The organism is Variovorax sp. MSC1_012, assembly GCF_023667525.1.
In the GTDB taxonomy this organism is placed as follows: Bacteria; Pseudomonadota; Gammaproteobacteria; order Burkholderiales; family Burkholderiaceae_C; genus Variovorax; species Variovorax beijingensis_B.
On record NZ_JAMOZJ020000002.1, the window covers coordinates 1,033,008 to 1,049,953 of the forward strand.

A 16,946-nucleotide genomic window follows, 5' to 3' on the forward strand; every position below is an offset into this window, starting at 1 on the left:
GCTTTGGCCGCTCCACGACGGGCCTTAGGCCGCGATGAGTTGATATCTAACGAATGAAGATTTCCACCTGAGACTAAGCATCGTTCGTCGTTCCATCCGTGTTGGCTTCTAGCGGGTCGAACTGATGATGCGCTTTGACCTGGTCGTAGCAGTGCGAGCAGAGGATGGAATGTTGAGTAAAAGCGCGGAAGCGCTCGGTCTTGTCTTCTTCCTGCAGATATACCAGTTCACAGGCATAGCACCACCCCTGCTTGTCCTCAGGGTCATCGTTGTTCTCAACGAAGCCCAGCGGAGCGCCTTGGTTCTGGACCAGATGTCCGCAGACCGAAGCAAGTGCCGCTCGTCCGTGGTGCGGGCAGGTGAAATCCATCTTCTCGTTCATTTCTCGAAAGCATGAGGTACAGGGATGGCAAAACTGCCAAAGCTCGCGGCACGCTTCACGGGCGCCGGGTGATCGCCGCCGCCCGTTCCAGGGTCGCTTGGCAATATACTTGTAAACGATTCTCATCCACCTTCTTCCGATCCGCTTGCCGGAACCGTTCCATGCCCGCGGCCACCCGTTCTCCCGAGCCCATCGAAGTTCTCTACAGCGACCACCACGGCTGGCTGCTGGGATGGCTGCGCCGCCGGCTGGGCGACGCCTGCGATGCGGCCGACCTGGCGCATGACACCTTCGTGCGGCTGATGGCGTCCTCGCGCACGGCCAACCTCGGGCACGAGCCGCGCGCCTTCCTGACCCATGTCGCCAAAGGGCTGGTGGCGGACCATTGGCGCCGGCGCGAGGTGGAGCGGGCCTACCTGGAAGCGATTGCGCATCTGCCCGAGCCCGAGGCGCCGTCGCCCGAGGCCCGGATGCTCATCATCGAATCGCTGCTGCGCATCGAGGCCATGCTGGCCGGCCTTCCGGGCCACACGCGGCAGGTCTTCCTGCTGGCGCAGTTCGACGAGCTGACGCTGCAGCAGATCGCCGAGCGCATGGCCATGCCGGTGATCACGGTGCGCCGCCACATCCACAAGGCGCTGGTCGCCTGCATGTCCGTCGCGTGAGCGAAGCGGTGCGATGAGCAGCCAGCCGCCGACCGGGGCGCAGACCCGCCCCGACCCCGCGCTCCTGAGCGAGGCGGCCGACTGGATGATGACCCTGCGCTACGGCGGCGACGCCCGGAAGGCGCAGGCGAACTTCGAGCGCTGGCGCGAGCAGAGTCCCGCGCACCGCGAGGCCTGGGCGCGGGCGGAGGCCCTGCTGGGGGTGTTCGCACAAGTGCCGGCGGGCATCGGCAAGGAGGCCTTCCAGGCCTTGCAGCAGCAACCCAGCCGCCGCCGCGGCATGGGCATGCTGGGCGCGCTGCTGATCGCCGCGCCGGCCGGCTGGCTCGCCTGGCGGCACATGCCCTGGCGCGAGTGGGCCGCCGATGTCGCCACGGCCACCGGCGAGCGTAAGTCGATGACGCTGGCCGACGGCTCGCGCCTGGTGCTCAACACCGCGAGCGCGGCGGACATCGTGTTCACCGCCGCCGAGCGGCGCATCCGGCTGCAGGCGGGCGAGATCCTCGTCACCACGCACGCCGATCCGTCGCCCACCTATCGGCCGTTCCTGGTGCAGACGCCGCAGGGCACCGTGCGGGCGCTGGGCACGCGCTTCAGCGTGCGCCGGCTCGACGACCGCACCACGCGCGTCGCCGTGTTCGAAGAGGCCGTCGAAATCCGGCCCGTGGACGGCGCCTCGCGCATGCTGCGCGCCGGCGGGCAGGTCGATTTCGAGACCGGGCGCATCGGTGCCGAGGCCGCTGTCGAGAACAGCGCCGCGCTCTGGGAGCAAGGCATGCTGCTCGCGAGAAGCATGCGCCTGGCCGATGTGGTCGCCGAGATGAGCCGCTACCGCAGCGGTGTGTTGCGCTGCCACCCCGCGGTGGCCGAGCTGCGCGTATCCGGCGCGGTGTCCCTGGCCGACACCGACGGCGGGCTCGCGCTGCTGGCGCGCTCGCTGCCGCTGCGCATCGAGCAGACGACCCGCTACTGGGTCACGGTGGCGCCGCGCTAGCCTGGCCCGAGCAAAAAAATCCACCCGGGAGTGATCACTTTTTCTGTTTCGTCCGGTGTGAGAGGGAATGACGCATCGATGCCGATGCGCCGACCGCCATCACAGACATCACAGGACGCAGACACATGGGATCGCAGCGCAATGCAGGCCGGCACCGGCACACCGGAAAAATCACAGCCGCCATCACCACGGCCGCCATGCGCGCGGCATGGGGCGGGGCCGGCGTCCTGGCGCTGGGGGCCGCGCCCGTGTTCGCGGCCGAGCCGGCGGGGGCCAGCGCGCGCCAGTACGCCATTGCGGGCGGCACGCTCGCCGACGTGCTGGCGCAATTCGCAGCTGCCACAGGCGTCCAGCTGATCTTCGAGCCCGGCATGCTCGCCGGGCTGCGAAGCGGCGGGCTGCGGGGGCGCTACACGGCGCAGGAAGGCTTCGAGCAGGTGCTGCGCGGCAGCGGCTACGAAGTGACGGGGCAGGGCAGCGGTGCCTACTCGCTGCGCAAGGCGGTGCCGCCCGTGCGCAGCGGCGCGGGCGACACCGCCACGCTGGCACCCGTCACGGTGACCGCCGCGACCGAGCGCGAAACGCCCACGGGCCGCGTCAACGGCTATGTCGCCAGGCGCAGCGCCACGGCCACCAAGACCGACACGGCGCTGATCGAGAACCCGCAGTCCGTCTCCGTGATCACGGCCGACGAAATCGGCGATCGCAAGGCGGAGTCGCTCGACGAGGCGCTGCGCTACACCGCCGGCGTCACGCCCAACCTCAAGCCCTGGGCGGTCGACGAGTTCTCGCTGCTGCGCGGCTTCGAGCTCGGCACTGCCGGCGTCTTCATGGACGGCCTGCTGACCTCCGGGCGCTCCTATGCCGCGCCCATCGAGCCCTACGGCCTCGAGCGGCTGGAAGTGCTGCGCGGGCCGGCATCCGTGCTGTACGGCAAGATGCCGCCGGGCGGCATGGTCAATGCCGTGAGCAAGCGGCCGACGGCGGAGACCGTGCGCGAGATCGGCATCGAGTACGGCACCTACAACCGCAAGCAGCTGAAGGCCGACATCGGTGGCGCACTCGACAGCCGCAACGAATGGACCTACCGCCTCACGGTGCTGGGGCGCGACTCGAACACCCGCCTGGACCATGACCGCGACAACCGGCTCTACATTGCGCCCGCCCTCACATGGCAGCCCAGCGCCAGCACCAGGCTGACGCTGCTCGGGCGCTACCAGAAGGACAACCAGGCCTACGCCTGGCAGAACCAGCTGGAGCAGCCCGGCGTGTTCGGCCAGCCGAGCCCGCGCGTGAACATCGGCGGCTACGACAACCGCTGGCGGCGCGACAACAAGATGCTCGGCTACGAGTTCGAGCACAGCTTCAACGACACCTGGTCGATGCAGCAGAGCATGCGCTACAGCGAGCTCGACCGCTCGGAGACCAATGTGTTTCCGCGCGGCTTGCGCGCCGATGGCTACACGATGAACCGCAGCTTCTCGCCGCGCGATACGCACTGGAAGGGGCTGTTGCTCGATACGCGCGTGCAGGCGCGCTTCGGCAGCGGCCCCCTGGCGCACACGCTGCTGGCGGGCGTGGACTATGCCAGGTCGCGCACCACCGACGAGTTTCCGTACGACCGTCCCCTGCTGGCGCCGATGAACCTGTTTGCGCCCGTGTACACGCACCAGCCGCTCGCCCCGGCTGCCGATCCGTATGTCGACCGGGTGCCGTCGAAGCAGGTCGGCCTCTACCTGCAGGACCAGATCAAATGGGACCGCTGGGTTCTCACGGCGGGCTTGCGGCATGACAAGGCGGACGCCTCGGGCACCCGCACCTTCGGCAGGACCGGCGACAGCAGCGAGATCTACGACACCTCGGCCAGCGCCACCACCGGACGCGTCGGTGTCGTGTACCTGTTCGAGTCCGGATGGGCGCCCTATGCGAACTACGCCACCTCTTTCTCGCCGGAGATCGGCAAGGACCTGAACGGCAACCTGCTGAAGCCTTCGAAGGGCCGGCAGATCGAGGCCGGCGTGCGCTACCAGCCGACCGGAAAGAACGCCAGCTACACGGCCTCGGTGTTCGACATCGTGCGCAGCAACGTGACCACGGCCGCGCCGCAGGCGCCCGGCGAAGTCATCCAGACCGGCGAGGTCAGGTCGCGCGGGCTCGAGCTCGAAGCCCGCGCCGATGTGACGAACAACATCAGCCTGATCGCGCAGTACACCTATCTGGACACGCGCATCACGCGCAGCAACGACGGCGACCTGGGCCTGCCGCAGATGAGCGCGCCGAAGCACAGCGCATCGGTGTGGGGCAAGTACTCGTTCCCGCTGGGTGACTCGACCCGCGCGTTCGCCGCCCTCGGCGTGCGCTACCTCGGCAAGTCGCGTTCGGCCTGGGACACCGGCAACGCCAACATCACGAACCCGAGCATCGCGATGGTCGACCTGGCGCTCGGCTTCGACCGCGGCCCCTGGCGCGTCTCGCTCAACCTCAACAACCTGTTGAACAAGCAGTCGCTGATGGATTGCAATGGCAGCATCTGCTACCGCAGTGCGGAGCGCACCGCCAACCTGAGCGCGCTCTACCGCTTCTGATGCCGGCGACGCGTGGCGCCGTGCGGCGTGCCCGAGGCCCGCTTCTGTCGCGGATCGCGGCCGCGCTGTTCGGCGGCTATGCGCTCGCGGTGCTGACCAGCGTCGCGGTGCTGGCGCTGCCCATGGCCACCGTCGAGGCGGTGCTCACAGGCATGCAGGCCAGCTTCGTGGTGTATGCGGCCGCGGTCATCTGGGTGTTTGCGGCACGCAGCGCGCGCAGGGCATGGCTGGGCCTGGCGCTGGCCGCGCTGCCGCTGCTGGCGGCGGCATGCTGGGTCTGGAGGGTGCCGGGGGCATGACGACCGCGGCAAGGAGCCTGCGCCAGTCCATGGCCCGCCTTCACACCTGGACCGGCCTCGTGTTCGGCTGGCTCCTCTACGCGATGTTCCTCACCGGCGCGGTGAGCTATTTTCGGGAGGAGATCTCCCAGTGGATGCGGCCCGAAGTGCCGGCGCTCGCGCAGTTGCCCGACGCGGCCGGGAGCGCCGCCCTGGCCATCGCAAGCCTGCAGGGGCTCGCACCGGGCGCATCCCAATGGGTGATCGACCTGGCGGACGAACGCAGGAACGTCATCTCTGCATCGTGGCGCGCCGGCGGCGGCGCCAGCGACGGCAGGGCCATGCTCGACCCCCTGAGCGGCAAGCCGCTGCATGCGCGCGAGACCACTGGCGGAGAGTTCTTCTACTACTTTCATTTTTCGCTGCACTACCTGCCGCGCGTCGCGGCGCGCTGGCTGGTGGGGCTGGCCACCATGTTCATGCTGGTTGCGATCGTCAGCGGCGTGATCACGCACAAGAAGATCTTCACCAACTTCTTCACCTTCCGTCCTGGCAAGGGCGCGCGCTCCTGGCTGGATGCACACAACATGCTGTCGGTGTGGGCGTTGCCCTTTCACCTGCTGATCACCTACACCGGCCTGATCACGCTGATGACGCTGTACATGCCCTGGGGCCTGGACAGCGCGCCCGATGCGGCGCAGGCGCGCCAATCGCTGCGCGCCGAAATGACGGCGCTCATGCCGCCGGCCACGCCGCGCGGCACGGCGGCGCCGCTGCCCGATGTGGGCGCGATGGTGCGCGAGGCCGAGCGGCGCTGGGGCATCGGCAGCGTGGCGCGCCTGGTCGTCGACCACCCGGGCGATGCCGCATCGCGCCTGAAGATCGTGCGCAGCGAGGCATCGCGCGTGTCCGTCAGCCCGCGCTATCTGGCGTTCGAAGGTCCGCAGGGATCGTTGCGGCAGGTCAAGGACCACTCGGGCCCCGCAGCAGAAACGCGCGGCGTGCTGTACGGCCTGCACATGGCGCGCTTTGCCGGCACCACGGTGCGCTGGCTGTACTTCGTCGCGAGCCTGGCCGGTGCGGCCATGGTGGCGACGGGGCTCGTGCTGTGGACCGTCAAGCGGCGCGCCAAGTGGGGCGATCCCGAACGCGCGCCGGCCGGTCGCCGGTTGGTGGAGCGGCTCAACGTCACGGCCATCGCGGGGCTTCCCGTGGCGATGGCGGCGTTTCTCTGGGGCAACCGGCTGCTGCCGGTGGAGCTCGCGGATCGCCGCGAGTGGGAAATCCACCTGTTCTTCGCCATGTGGGCGCTGATGCTCTTCCATGCGGGCGCAAGGCCGGTCCAACGCGCGTGGACAGAACAGTTCGGCGCCGCTGCCGTGCTGTGCGCGGCGCTGCCGCTGTGGAACATGTGCGTCGGCAGCCGCCACCTGTTCACCAGCATTCGCGCGGCGGACTGGGTGTACGCGGGAATCGAACTTGCGCTGCTGGCAACGGCCGCGCTGCTTGCCGCGATGGCGATGAAGACCGCGCGCAGGGCCGGCATCTAGCGTCCGGCCGCAGCCACCCGTTGCACGGCCGGAGCCTTCCGGCGGTCATTGCGCCGGGATGCAACGGTGGCGGCCCGCGCGCTGTTCGACCTTGTAGCAATGCAGCGGGAAAACCCGTGGCCGCCGGCCGCTGCGATGCGCGAAAGAGCGCCTGCAAGGCCGCATCGCGCGTGGCATGGAGATTGCCCTTGACTCCCGTGAAGGCATGCCCGCGTGGCACGCCCGAGCCGCTATCCACACCCACGAGGAGACACCACATGCAATTGAAGCTCTTGAACGCGCTCATGGCCATCGGCCTGGCCGCAGCCGGCAGCGCCAGCGCGCAAGTCACCGACAAGATGATCCAGTCCGAAGCCACGGCGAACGGCAGCGTGCTGACCTGGGGGGTCAATACCCAGGGCCAGCGCTACTCGCCGCTGAAGCAGGTCAACACCGGCACCGTGTCCCGGCTCGCGCCGGCATGGGCTTTCTCCTTCGGCGGGGAGAAGCAGCGCGGCCAGGAGGCGCAGCCCGTGATCCACAAGGGCAAGATGTTCGTCACCGCCTCGTATTCGCGCATCTACGCCCTCGACGCCACCACCGGCAAGAAGCTGTGGAAGTACGAGCACCGCCTGCCCGAGGGCATCATGCCCTGCTGCGACGTGGTCAACCGCGGCGCGGCGCTGTACGACAACCTGGTCATCTTCGCCACGCTCGACGCGCAGCTGGTGGCGCTCGACCAGAACACCGGCGACGTGGTCTGGAAGGAGAAGATCGACGACTACGCGGCCGGCTACTCGGCCACCGCGGCGCCGATCATCGCCAACGGCCTGATCCTCACCGGGGTGTCGGGCGGCGAGTTCGGCGTCGTCGGCCGGGTCGAGGCGCGCGACGCCCGCACGGGCAGCATGGTGTGGTCGCGCCCCACGGTGGAAGGCCACATGGGCTACACCTACGACAACGACGGCAACAAGAAGGAGGCGGGCATCTCGGGCACCGTCAACAAGAGCTGGCCGGGCGACCTCTGGAAGACCGGCGGCGCCGCCACCTGGCTGGGCGGCACCTTCGATCCCAAGACCGGCCTGGCCTACTTCGGCACCGGCAACCCGGCGCCGTGGAACAGCCACCTGCGCAAGGGCGACAACCTGTTCTCGTGCTCGACCGTGGCCATCGACGTGAAGACCGGCCAGATCAAGTGGCACTACCAGAACACGCCCAGCGACAGCTGGGACTTCGACGGCGTGAACGAGTTCGTCACCTTCGACATGGACGGCCGGCGCGTGGGCGGCAAGGCCGACCGCAACGGCTACTTCTATGTGAACGATGCCGCCACCGGCCAGCTGCTCAACGCCTTCCCGTTCGTGAGGAAGACGACCTGGGCCGACGGCATCGACCTGAAGACCGGCCGCCCGAACTTCGTGCCCGAGAACCGCCCGGGCGATCCGGTCGCGGGCGGCGACGGCAAGAAGGGCAACTCGGTCTTCGCGGCGCCGGGCTTCCTGGGCGGCAAGAACCAGATGCCGATGGCCTACAGCCCCGACACGAAGATGTTCTACGTGCCCGCGAACGAATGGGGCATGGACATCTGGAACGAACCCGTGGCCTACAAGAAGGGCGCGGCCTACCTCGGCTCGGGCTTCACCATCAAGCCGCTCAACGAGGACTACATCGGCGCGCTGCGCGCGATCGATCCCAAGTCCGGCAAGATCGCCTGGGAGATCAAGAACGGCGCGCCGCTGTGGGGCGGCGTGCTCACCACCGGCGGCAACCTGGTGTTCTGGGGCACGCCCGAGGGCTACCTGAAGGCGGCCGACGCCAAGACCGGCAAGGTGCTGTGGGAGTTCCAGACCGGCTCGGGCGTGGTCGCGCCGCCGGTCACCTGGCAGCAGGGCGGCGAGCAGTACGTGGCCGTGGTCTCGGGCTGGGGCGGCGCGGTGCCGCTGTGGGGCGGCGAGGTGGCCAAGAAGGTCAACCTGCTGGAGCAGGGCGGCATGGTGTGGGTCTTCAAGATCCCTTCCACCGGCAGCGCGCGCACCGCCCGGGCGGGCGAGGCCCGCGTGGCGTCCAACTGAAGGAGGCGGCATGACGGATCGCAAGAGCGAGGGAGGCCGCGGCGCCTCCCGCCGGGACTTCGTCGGCCGCGCGGCCGGTGGCGCCTGCCTGCTGGCGGCGCTGCCGGTGCGCGTGCTGGCCGCGCCGCCGCGCGCCGAGGAAGGCGACGAGACTTCGGTGCAGCTGGGCTACAGGCACGACACGAAGAGCGTCGACAAGAAGAAGTACCCGCGCCACGCGGCCACGCAGGAGTGCGTGAACTGCGCGATGTGGCAGGGCACGCCCACCGATGCCTGGGCGGGCTGCGCGATGTTCGGCCGCAAGCAGATCGCGGCCAAGGGCTGGTGCATGGCGTGGGCGCCCAAGCCTGCCTGAGTGGTCCGCGCTAGGGCACAGGCGGCTACCCGGCCTGCGCGATCCGCAGGCCGGGCGTGGCCTCCCAGCGCCCGGCCTTGTCGACCCACAGCGCATCGACCTGCCACTGGCGTGCGACCTGCCGCGCCTGCGCGGGGCCGGCGACGAAGAACACCTTGGTGAGCGCATCGGCCAGCGCGCCGCTGGCGGCCACGACCGTCACGGCCGACAGCGCCGGCGGCGAGTAGCCGGTGTGCGGATCGACGATGTGGTGGTGCCGGCGGTCGGCGCTGAAGAAGGCCTGGCTGTCGGCCGAGGTGGCCACGCAGCGCCCGTCGGCCAGCAGCCGCGCGATCAGCGCGGATTCGGCATGCGGGTCGGCGATGCCGAACGACCAGGCTTGCGTGCCGCCGCGCAGCCCGAGCGGCGCGAACTCGCCGGCGTTGACCAGCGCGTGGCGGATGCCGCACGCCGCCAGCACCTCGCGCACGCGGTCCGCCGCATAGCCCTGTGCGATGCCGTTGAGCGTGGCGGCCATGCCCGGCGCGTCGAAGCGCACCAGCCGGTGCCGCACGTCCAGCGCGCGCCAGTCGACCCGCGCGCGCGCGGCCGCCACTTCCTGCGCGTCCGGCAGGCGGCCTTCGCGCTGCGCGGCGGCGAACGCCTCCCACAGCGGCTGCACCGTCACGTCGAAGGCGCCGCGGCTCTCGCGCGACACCTCGTGCGCGATGCGCAGCACCGCCAGCAGCTCCTGCGGCGGCGAGGCCAGCCGGCCGTCGCGGTTCAGCCGCGACAGCGCGCTGGCGGGATCGAACAGGTTCATCTGCGCCTCGATGCGGCGCAGCAGGGCGACGCCGTCGTCCAGCGCGCGTTCCACCACCGCCTGGCGCTCGTGCCCGGCCTGCAGGCTCAGCGCGGTACCGAAGCCCAGCAGGTCGCGCCGGCTCCAGTGCAGCGCGGTGACGGCCGGCGCCAGGGCGCCGCTGCCGGCCAGCGCACCCAGGCCGAGCGACAGGCGCAGCAGCTGGCGCCGCCTCATGCCGTGCTCCCCGCTGCGCGCACCGGGATCACCCGCTGCCGCCCGCGCGCGATCAGCGGCGCGCAGCGCTGCGGGCTGTCATGGATGGCCACGCAGTCCAGGCACTGGAAGCACTCGCCGTAGACGATCGCGCCGTCGGGCTTGATCGCCTGGTACTCGCAGCGGTGCCGGCAGGTCTGGCAGGGCGTGCCGCATTCGGCGCGGCGCGGAATCCACTTCAGCAGCCGCGCATGCCCGAGCAGCCTGAGCCCCGCGCCTAGCGGGCACAGGTAGCGGCAGAAGCCCTTGTAGAGCACCAGGTTCAGCAGCACCAGGCCGCCCGCCCAGGCCACGAAGGGCCAGGCGCGCACGAAGTTCAGCGTGATCGCGGTCTTGAAGGGCTCGATCTCCACCGCCCGGTCGGTCCAGGCCGGCGAGACCGCCGACAGCGCGAGGATGGCCGCCAGCACCGCGTACTTGAGCCGCTTGAGCCGCGCATCGACGTCGCGGTGCGGCCGCAGGCGCTTGCTCAGGCCGGCGCGCCGCGCGAGCTGCGCCGCCAGCTCCTGCAGCGCGCCGAAGGGGCAGAGCCAGCCGCAGAAGGTGCCGCGTCCCCAAACCGCCAGCGTGAGCGCGACGAAGGCCCACAGCGCCACGCTCATCGGGTCGTACAGCAGGAAGGCCAGCGAGCGGCCGGCCGCCAGCGCCTGGATCGCCGCGGTGACGTGGACGATCGAGAGCTGGCCCTGCGCGAACCAGCCGATGAAGACCAGCGTGAAGACCAGGTAGCCGGTGCGAAAGCGCGCCAGCCGCGCGGGCGTGGCGACGATCCAGCGCGGCCGCGCCAGCACCACCGCCAGCAGCGCCAGCGCGCCCGCGAGCACCGCCAGCTCCCAGGCGCGCGCATGCCACACCGCCAGCCAGCCCCGGGCCTCGATCTGTGGCGCGATCACCTGGTCGGGCGGCAGCCTGTAGGGCAGGGCGAAGTCGCGGCTCACCCGCTCGCCGTAGAGCATGCCCTTCTGGCGCGTCACACGCAGTGCAAAGTCCAGCGGCCTGGCCGGGTCCAGGCCCGCCGGCCCGATGACGCGGAAGACCTTGGCATCGGCATGCCGCAGCGCGGCCGGCAGTCGCAGCGGATCGTCCAGGTCGAGGTCGCGCAGCTCCAGCGGCAGGTCGCCCTGCCTGAGCGTCAGGCGGTCCGGCACCGCGCCGCGCACGAAGCCGTCGCCCACGAAGGTGTAGCGGCCGGTGGCGATCGCCAGCAGCGCATGGTCGCCCTCGTCGATGCGGCCGATCAGGTGCTGCCAGCCCGCTTCCGACAACAGGTTGCGGCCCACGGCCGGGACGTTCAGGTAGGCCAGGTACAGCTCGCTGAACGTCTCTCCGGAAGCCTCGCCGGTGCCCTCCGCCTCCTCCAGGCCGGTGTCCGCGAAGGCCCGTTCCACCTGGCCGCGCGAGAGCCGCACGCGCTGCACCAGCCCGGCCTGCAACAGCGCGTCCCAGTCCATCGGCCGGAAGCCGTCGCGCCGCACGCGCGCCAGCAGGGCCGGGTCGCTGCCGGCGGCAAAGCCGAGCCGCGCGCGCGCCACCCGCAGCGCGGACGCCAGCAGGCTCTGGTGGAGGATGCGCACCGATGCGGTGGCCTTCGCGACCCCGTCGATGTAGGCGTTGGCGCTGCCGTGCTGCTCGCCGCGGTTGGCGTTGGAGCCGATCTTGAGGTTCTGCCGCAGCGACAGGCCCTTGTACTGCTCGGCGAAGCGCAGCAGCGGCCCCTCGCCCAGCCCCTCGAGGAACACCGGCTCGTGGTGCGACAGCACGCGCACGTCGAGGAACGTGCCCTTGGCATCCAGCGCCACCAGCAGGTTGATCGGCGTGCCCGAGAAGCCGGGGATCGGCGCCAGGTCGATCGACTCGAAGACGTAGCCTGCCAGCACCGGGCTGGTCATGTCCTGCTTGAAGATCGGCCAGACCGGCAGTTGTGCGTCCTTCTCGCCCACCGTCCACGGCGGCGGGAAATGCTGCTGCAGCGCGGCGCGCGTCATCACGCCCGCCTGCGCCGCCAGCGCCAGGCCCGCCAGCAGCAGCGCCGGCAGCAGGCGCTGCCACCGCATCACAGCGAGATCTCCATGCCGTCGTAGGCCACCTCGATGCCATGGCGCTCAAGCTCCTGGCGCTGTGCGCTCGCGGCGTCGAGGATCGGGTTGCTGTTGTTGATGTGGATCAGCACCTTGCGCTGCGCGGGCGTGGCCAGCAGCGCGTCCATCATGCCGGCGCGCGGGCCGGTGCCGGTTTGCGGCAGGTGGCCCATGTCGCTGGCGGTCCTGCTGCCCAGGCCGGCGTGGCGCATCTCGTCCTCGGTCCAGAAGGTGCCGTCGAGCAGCAGGCAGTCGGCATCGTGCATCCAGCGCAGTTCCTCGGCACCGACCTCGGCCAGGCCGGGCGCATAGAAGAGGCGCTGGCCGCCCTGCAGGTCCTCGATCAGCAGCGCGATGTTGTCGCCCACCGCCTGTCCGCGGCGGTGCGGCGAATAGGGCGGCGCCTTGCCGGGAATGGCCACCGCGGTGAAGCGCAGCGAGGGAAAGCCGGCGACGCCGAAGTCGACGCGGGTCTGGGTGCCGGCCACCGCCAGCATGTGCCAGCGCGTGCCGCAGTAGTGCTCCAGCACGCCGAGCACGGGGAAGGAGGTGGTCAGGTCCTCGAACACGCAGGGCGTGGCATAGAGGTCGATGCGGGGCCCTTCGCGCAGGCCGAGCAGCCCGGCGACGTGGTCGATCTGCGCGTCCATCAGCACCACCGCCTTGATCGGCGTGTCGCGCACGCCGTGGCGCGGATGCAGCTGGGGGTGGCTGCGGATCTGCTGGCCGATGTCGGGCGAGGCGTTGAGCAGCACCCACGATTCGCCGTCGGCGGAGACGGCGATCGAGCTTTGCGTGCGCGCGCAGGCATCGAGCACGCCATGGCGCTGGCCCGCGCACAGCCGGCAGTTGCAGTTCCATTGAGGAAAACCACCGCCCGCGCCGGAGCCGAGGACCAGGACTTTCATGAATCCTCGAACACGGGGGCCGGCCGTTGCATGAAGTCTCCTTGTGTGGGCTGTACGGCGGCATTGCGCAAGTCGCATGCCCGGCCGGCGCGCTGCGCGCAGCGTGCCGGAAGTTCGGGATTGCCCTCGGAAGACGGCTCGAAAAAAGCGGCGCCCGCCCGAACTGTTCCAGGTTGGTACAGCGCCGTGCGGCGCTGGCACAGGGTTTCCCCCGGCCCTCACATGGCCTGTGTCAGTCGGCCTTGTTCCAGCGCAACTTGCGATAGATGGTGTTGCGGCTGATGCCCAGGCGCTTGGAGGCGACGGAGATGTTGCCGTCGGCCGCCGCGAGGGCACTGCGGATCATGTCGATCTCGGCTTCCCCGAGCGTGCGCGGGGCGCACGGGGCGGCAGCGGGCGATGGCTCGGCGTCTTGCGTGGATAAGGGCGCGGGCGCGAGCGCAGCGGCGGCGTACGCCGTCGGCGCCGCAGCGGGGGCCTGGGCGATGGGAGGGGGCGCCGACGCTTGCGCGGCGGGCGCAGCCGGGGAACGCACGCGCCGCACGTCCTCCAGGAAGTCGTCCGACAAGTGATGCTCGCAGATGTGGCTTTCGCCCGCGCCCATCACGGCGGCGGTGCGCAGCACATTGGCGAGCTGGCGCAGGTTGCCCGGCCACGCATAGGCCTTGAAAAGAGCCAGCACCGAGGCCTCGATCCCGGGCGTGTCCTGCGGGCATTCGGCCAGCAGGATGCGCCGCGCCACCACGTCGAGGTCGCTGCGCTCGCGCAGAGCCGGCAGCCGCACCACCAGGCCGTTGAGGCGGTAGTACAGGTCTTCGCGGAAGGTGCCCGCCTCGATCATCTCGCGCAGGTTGCGGTGCGTGGCGCCGATGACGGCGATGTCCACCGGGATCGACTTGAGGCTGCCCAGCGGCGTGACGTTGCGTTCCTGCAGCACCCGCAGCAGCCGCGCCTGCAGCGGCAGCGGCATGTCGCCGATCTCGTCCAGGAACAGCGTGCCGCCGTTGGCCTGCACGATGCGCCCGACCGCGCCCTTGCGGCGCGCGCCGGTGAAGGCGCCTTCCTCGTGGCCGAACAGCTCGGCCTCGATCAGCGATTCGGGAATGGAGGCGCAATTGACCGCCACGAAGGGCTGCCGGGCGCGGTTCGAGTCCTGGTGCACAGCGCGCGCGAGCAGTTCCTTGCCCGTGCCGGTCTCACCGAGGATGAGCAGCGGAATGTCGCGGTTGATGACGCGCCGCACCTTCTGCAGCGTGGCGGCAATCTGCGCGTCGCCGGTGTCGAGGTAGCGCAGGCCGGAGAAGGGGGCCTGCGCCGAAGGACAGGGCGGCCGCGCGGCGGCGGCATCGTGGGCGGGCGCGGGCATGCGCGCTTCCACCGAGGTCACGGGCATGTCCAGCACCACCGCGCGCTGCGGCCCGTTGAAGCGGGCGCTGACATGGAACTGCTGCCCGCTGGCCGCGTGCAGCATCATCGGCGCGGGCAGCGGCGTGCGGAAATGGTCGAACACGGCCGAGGCCGTGATGCCGAACAGGCTCGGCAGGCTCTGCATGCGCAGCGCGGCGATGCTCATGTCGAGCTGGTCCAGCGCGCTGCGGTTGGCGCCCAGGATCTTGCCGTCGACGCCCACCACGATGATCCCTTCGAGCAGCGTGCCGATGAACTCCGCGCGGCCGTGGAAGTGCAGCCGCAGGCGGTTGCCGTAGTCGTCCGACAACCACTGGTTCTCGATCATGCGCGCCGACATGCGCACCAGGCCCATGGTGTGCTGGTGATAGGAGCGCTGGTCGCCGGTGACGTCGAGCACGCCCAGCATCTCGCCGCGGGGGTCGAAGATCGGCGCGGCCGAGCAGGTGAGGAAGTTGTTGGCGTGGATGAAGTGCTCGCCGCCATGCACGACTGTCGGCGTCTCCTCGACCAGCGTGGTGCCGATGGCGTTCGTGCCCTTGGAATGCTCGGCCCAGCTCACCCCTGGCGTGAGCGCCACCTTGTTGGCGCGCTGCAGGAACCGGTCGTCGCCCACGGAGTGCAGGATGGTGCCGGTGGTGTCGGCCAGCACGATCATGCTGTCGGTGTCGACGATCTGCTCGAGCAGCATCTCCATCACCGGCGCCGCATGCGTGAACAGCCGCTGGTTGCGCTCGCGCGCCACCGCGAGGTCGCTGCGCCGCAGCGGATCGAAGTCCGGCCGCTCCACGCGCGACAGGCCCAGTGCGGCGCAGCGCTCGTGCCACTGCTGGATCAGCTCGCTGCGGCCGGCCCGGGGGGGCGAGACGGCCAGCGCCGACGGCGGGGTCCAGCCATGGGGAGGGCTGGCGAGGGCATGAAAGGCATCAACCATCTGCTGTCTCCTGTCCCGCTTTTCTTTGCGGGCGACTTGTCTCTGGCCAGTTCGAATGCTGTTCACTGGTCGCTTCATTTTGGAACACCCGTCGTGGGCCAGGTGTTCCGTCCCGGCGCTGCGGCGGCAAGGATGCCACAGCAACGGCCCTTGTGGGCACTGTTCAAGGGCCGGGCCGATACAGGGAAGGCAATTTGTGTTCCCGCTTGCAGCAATGGCCCTTGGCACAGCGATTGCAAATTTGTGCGGGTTCCCCCATCACCACAACGGAGACCCGACATGATGAATCCCGATCCACGAACCCCGCGGCCGCTGGCCCGCGCCGCGCTGGCCGCGGCGATGCTGGGCATGGCCCTTTCCGGCGCTGCCCGGGCCCACGGCGACGTCACGCCGCAGGCCGTGGACACGTCCTCGCTGCCGAAGCTGGGCGAGCAGTGGCGCGCCGAGAACCCGTTCCGCGGCAACGGCGGGGCCGTCACGATCGGCGCATCGGCCTACAACCAGAACTGCGCGCGCTGCCATGGCATCGACGCCATCTCCGGCGGCATCGCGCCCGACCTGCGCAAGCTCGACAACGATTGCGCCTCCGTCAAGGACGCGGCGCGCAAGGCGGCCTGCGTGAAGGAGATCGACGACTTCTATCTCACCACCGTGCGGCGCGGCCGCACGCGCAACGGTGCCGTCTACATGCCGCCGTTCGAAGGAACGATGAACCAGGAGGCGATCTGGGCGATCAAGTCCTACCTGGAAACGCGGCGCGACAAGCCGATGTGAGACGGCTGCCATGCACACCCTTCCTTCTTCCTCGCGGCTGTCGCGCCGCGCCTGCCTGCAGTGGGCCGCGGCCGCCGGCGTGGCCGCGCTTGCGGGCAAGGCGCATGCGGGCGCGCTCGACCGGATCCGCGCACGCGGCACGCTGAGCGTGGCGATCTACCAGGACATGCCGCCGTTCCACCTGGCCGGCGAGGGCATCGACGTCGAGCTGGCGCGCGCGCTGGCCGGCGCGCTGGACCTGAAGCTCTCGCTGCTGCCGTTCCAGGCCGACGAGAACATGGGCGACGACCTGCGCCACATGGTGTGGCGCGGCCACTACCTGGGCTTCGGCCCGGCCGACGTGCTGCTGCACGTTCCGGTCGACCGCCCGCTGATGGACGAGACGCCGCAGGCCCTGATCTTCGCGCCGTACTACCGGGAGCGCGTGGTGCTCGCGCGGCGGCTCGACCGCCTGCCGCAGCTGGACACGCTCTCGGCGCTCGGCGATGCGAAGGTGGCCGTGTCCGGCAAGACGCTCGCGGGCTGGCTCATGATCGGCGCCGACAACGGCGCCTACCGCAACCAGCTCGACACCCAGCCGAAGGACGGCACCGAGGCTGCGCGCGCGCTGCAGCGCGGCGAGGTGGCCGCCGCCGCGGGGCTCGCATCCGAGATCGAGTCGGTGCTGCGCGGCGACGCGCGCTTTGCCATCGCGCCGCTGCCCTCGCCGCGCATCCAGCGCAACGGCTGGGCCGTGGGCATGGCGGTCAGGAAGGACGCGACCGACCTGGCCCAGGCGCTGCAGGCCGGTGTCAATGCCCTTGTCCAGGGCGGTCGGCTGCGCACGATGTTCGAGGGCGGGAACGTCGCCTGGCAGGCGCCGTGAACCGGCGCGCACTGGCAGCGATCCGGCGCATTCCGGTGCACATCCACAACCACACCAACGATC

Annotated in this window: 14 protein-coding genes; 9 read left to right on the forward strand and 5 right to left on the reverse strand. The window is 70.3% G+C overall.

The genetic code is table 11. The features are described 5' to 3' along the window. Positions 1-73: 73 nt before the first annotated feature. Positions 74-382: a hypothetical protein gene (locus tag L1081_RS30320; protein ID WP_489417184.1), complete on the reverse strand. Its 309-nt coding sequence runs from the start codon at positions 380-382 to the stop codon at positions 74-76. 161 nt (positions 383-543) lie between these two features. Between L1081_RS30320 and L1081_RS30325 the strand changes: the two genes are divergently transcribed. The 7 genes from L1081_RS30325 (at position 544) to L1081_RS30355 (ending at position 8,860) form a co-directional block, all read left to right on the forward strand. Further along, on the forward strand, positions 544-1,047 hold the full coding sequence (locus L1081_RS30325; protein ID WP_489417185.1) for a sigma-70 family RNA polymerase sigma factor: 504 nt from the start codon (positions 544-546) through the stop codon (positions 1,045-1,047). Positions 1,048-1,060: 13 nt separating this feature from the next. Then, a complete protein-coding gene (locus L1081_RS30330) occupies positions 1,061-2,041 on the forward strand; it encodes a FecR domain-containing protein (protein ID WP_489417186.1) in 981 nt (326 codons plus the stop codon). Between the two features lie 125 nt (positions 2,042-2,166). Next, positions 2,167-4,626 (forward strand): TonB-dependent siderophore receptor, encoded by a 2,460-nt coding sequence (locus L1081_RS30335; protein ID WP_489417187.1) that lies wholly within the window; start codon positions 2,167-2,169, stop codon positions 4,624-4,626. Next, entirely contained in the window at positions 4,626-4,925 is a 300-nt protein-coding gene (locus L1081_RS30340; protein ID WP_489417188.1) for a DUF3649 domain-containing protein, read from the forward strand. Before L1081_RS30335 ends, L1081_RS30340 begins: the two co-directional genes overlap by 1 nt. 29 nt (positions 4,926-4,954) lie before the next feature. Further along, complete coding sequence (locus L1081_RS30345) at positions 4,955-6,454, forward strand: PepSY domain-containing protein (RefSeq protein ID WP_489417189.1); 1,500 nt, start codon at positions 4,955-4,957, stop codon at positions 6,452-6,454. Between the two features lie 257 nt (positions 6,455-6,711). Next, positions 6,712-8,505, forward strand: a complete 1,794-nt coding sequence (locus L1081_RS30350) for a PQQ-dependent dehydrogenase, methanol/ethanol family (RefSeq protein WP_489417190.1) — start codon at positions 6,712-6,714, stop codon at positions 8,503-8,505. Between the two features lie 10 nt (positions 8,506-8,515). Next, positions 8,516-8,860, forward strand: coding sequence for a high-potential iron-sulfur protein (locus tag L1081_RS30355; protein WP_489417191.1), 345 nt, complete (start codon positions 8,516-8,518; stop codon positions 8,858-8,860). Between the two features lie 25 nt (positions 8,861-8,885). Here the strand turns inward: L1081_RS30355 and L1081_RS30360 are convergent, their stop codons facing one another. From L1081_RS30360 to L1081_RS30375, 4 genes are all read right to left on the reverse strand, one after another. After that, positions 8,886-9,878 carry an FAD:protein FMN transferase gene (locus tag L1081_RS30360; RefSeq protein WP_489417192.1) on the reverse strand — a complete coding sequence of 331 codons (993 nt, stop codon included), beginning with the start codon at positions 9,876-9,878 and terminating at the stop codon, positions 8,886-8,888. Then, complete coding sequence (locus L1081_RS30365; RefSeq protein ID WP_489417193.1) at positions 9,875-11,971, reverse strand: 4Fe-4S binding protein; 2,097 nt, start codon at positions 11,969-11,971, stop codon at positions 9,875-9,877. The genes L1081_RS30360 and L1081_RS30365 overlap by 4 nt, the downstream gene beginning before the upstream one ends. Further along, positions 11,971-12,903, reverse strand: a complete 933-nt coding sequence (pqqB, locus tag L1081_RS30370; RefSeq protein ID WP_489417194.1) for a pyrroloquinoline quinone biosynthesis protein PqqB — start codon at positions 12,901-12,903, stop codon at positions 11,971-11,973. The genes L1081_RS30365 and pqqB overlap by 1 nt, the downstream gene beginning before the upstream one ends. Positions 12,904-13,135: 232 nt before the next feature. Then, entirely contained in the window at positions 13,136-15,244 is a 2,109-nt protein-coding gene (locus L1081_RS30375; RefSeq protein ID WP_489417195.1) for a sigma 54-interacting transcriptional regulator, read from the reverse strand. A 279-nt stretch (positions 15,245-15,523) separates the two neighbouring features. On the opposite strand from L1081_RS30375, the gene pedF reads away from it, so the two are divergent. Continuing rightward, positions 15,524-16,018, forward strand: coding sequence for a cytochrome c-550 PedF (gene pedF, locus L1081_RS30380; RefSeq protein ID WP_489417196.1), 495 nt, complete (start codon positions 15,524-15,526; stop codon positions 16,016-16,018). 10 nt (positions 16,019-16,028) lie between these two features. Next, positions 16,029-16,883 carry a substrate-binding periplasmic protein gene (locus L1081_RS30385; RefSeq protein ID WP_489417197.1) on the forward strand — a complete coding sequence of 285 codons (855 nt, stop codon included), beginning with the start codon at positions 16,029-16,031 and terminating at the stop codon, positions 16,881-16,883. Positions 16,884-16,946: the final 63 nt, after the last annotated feature.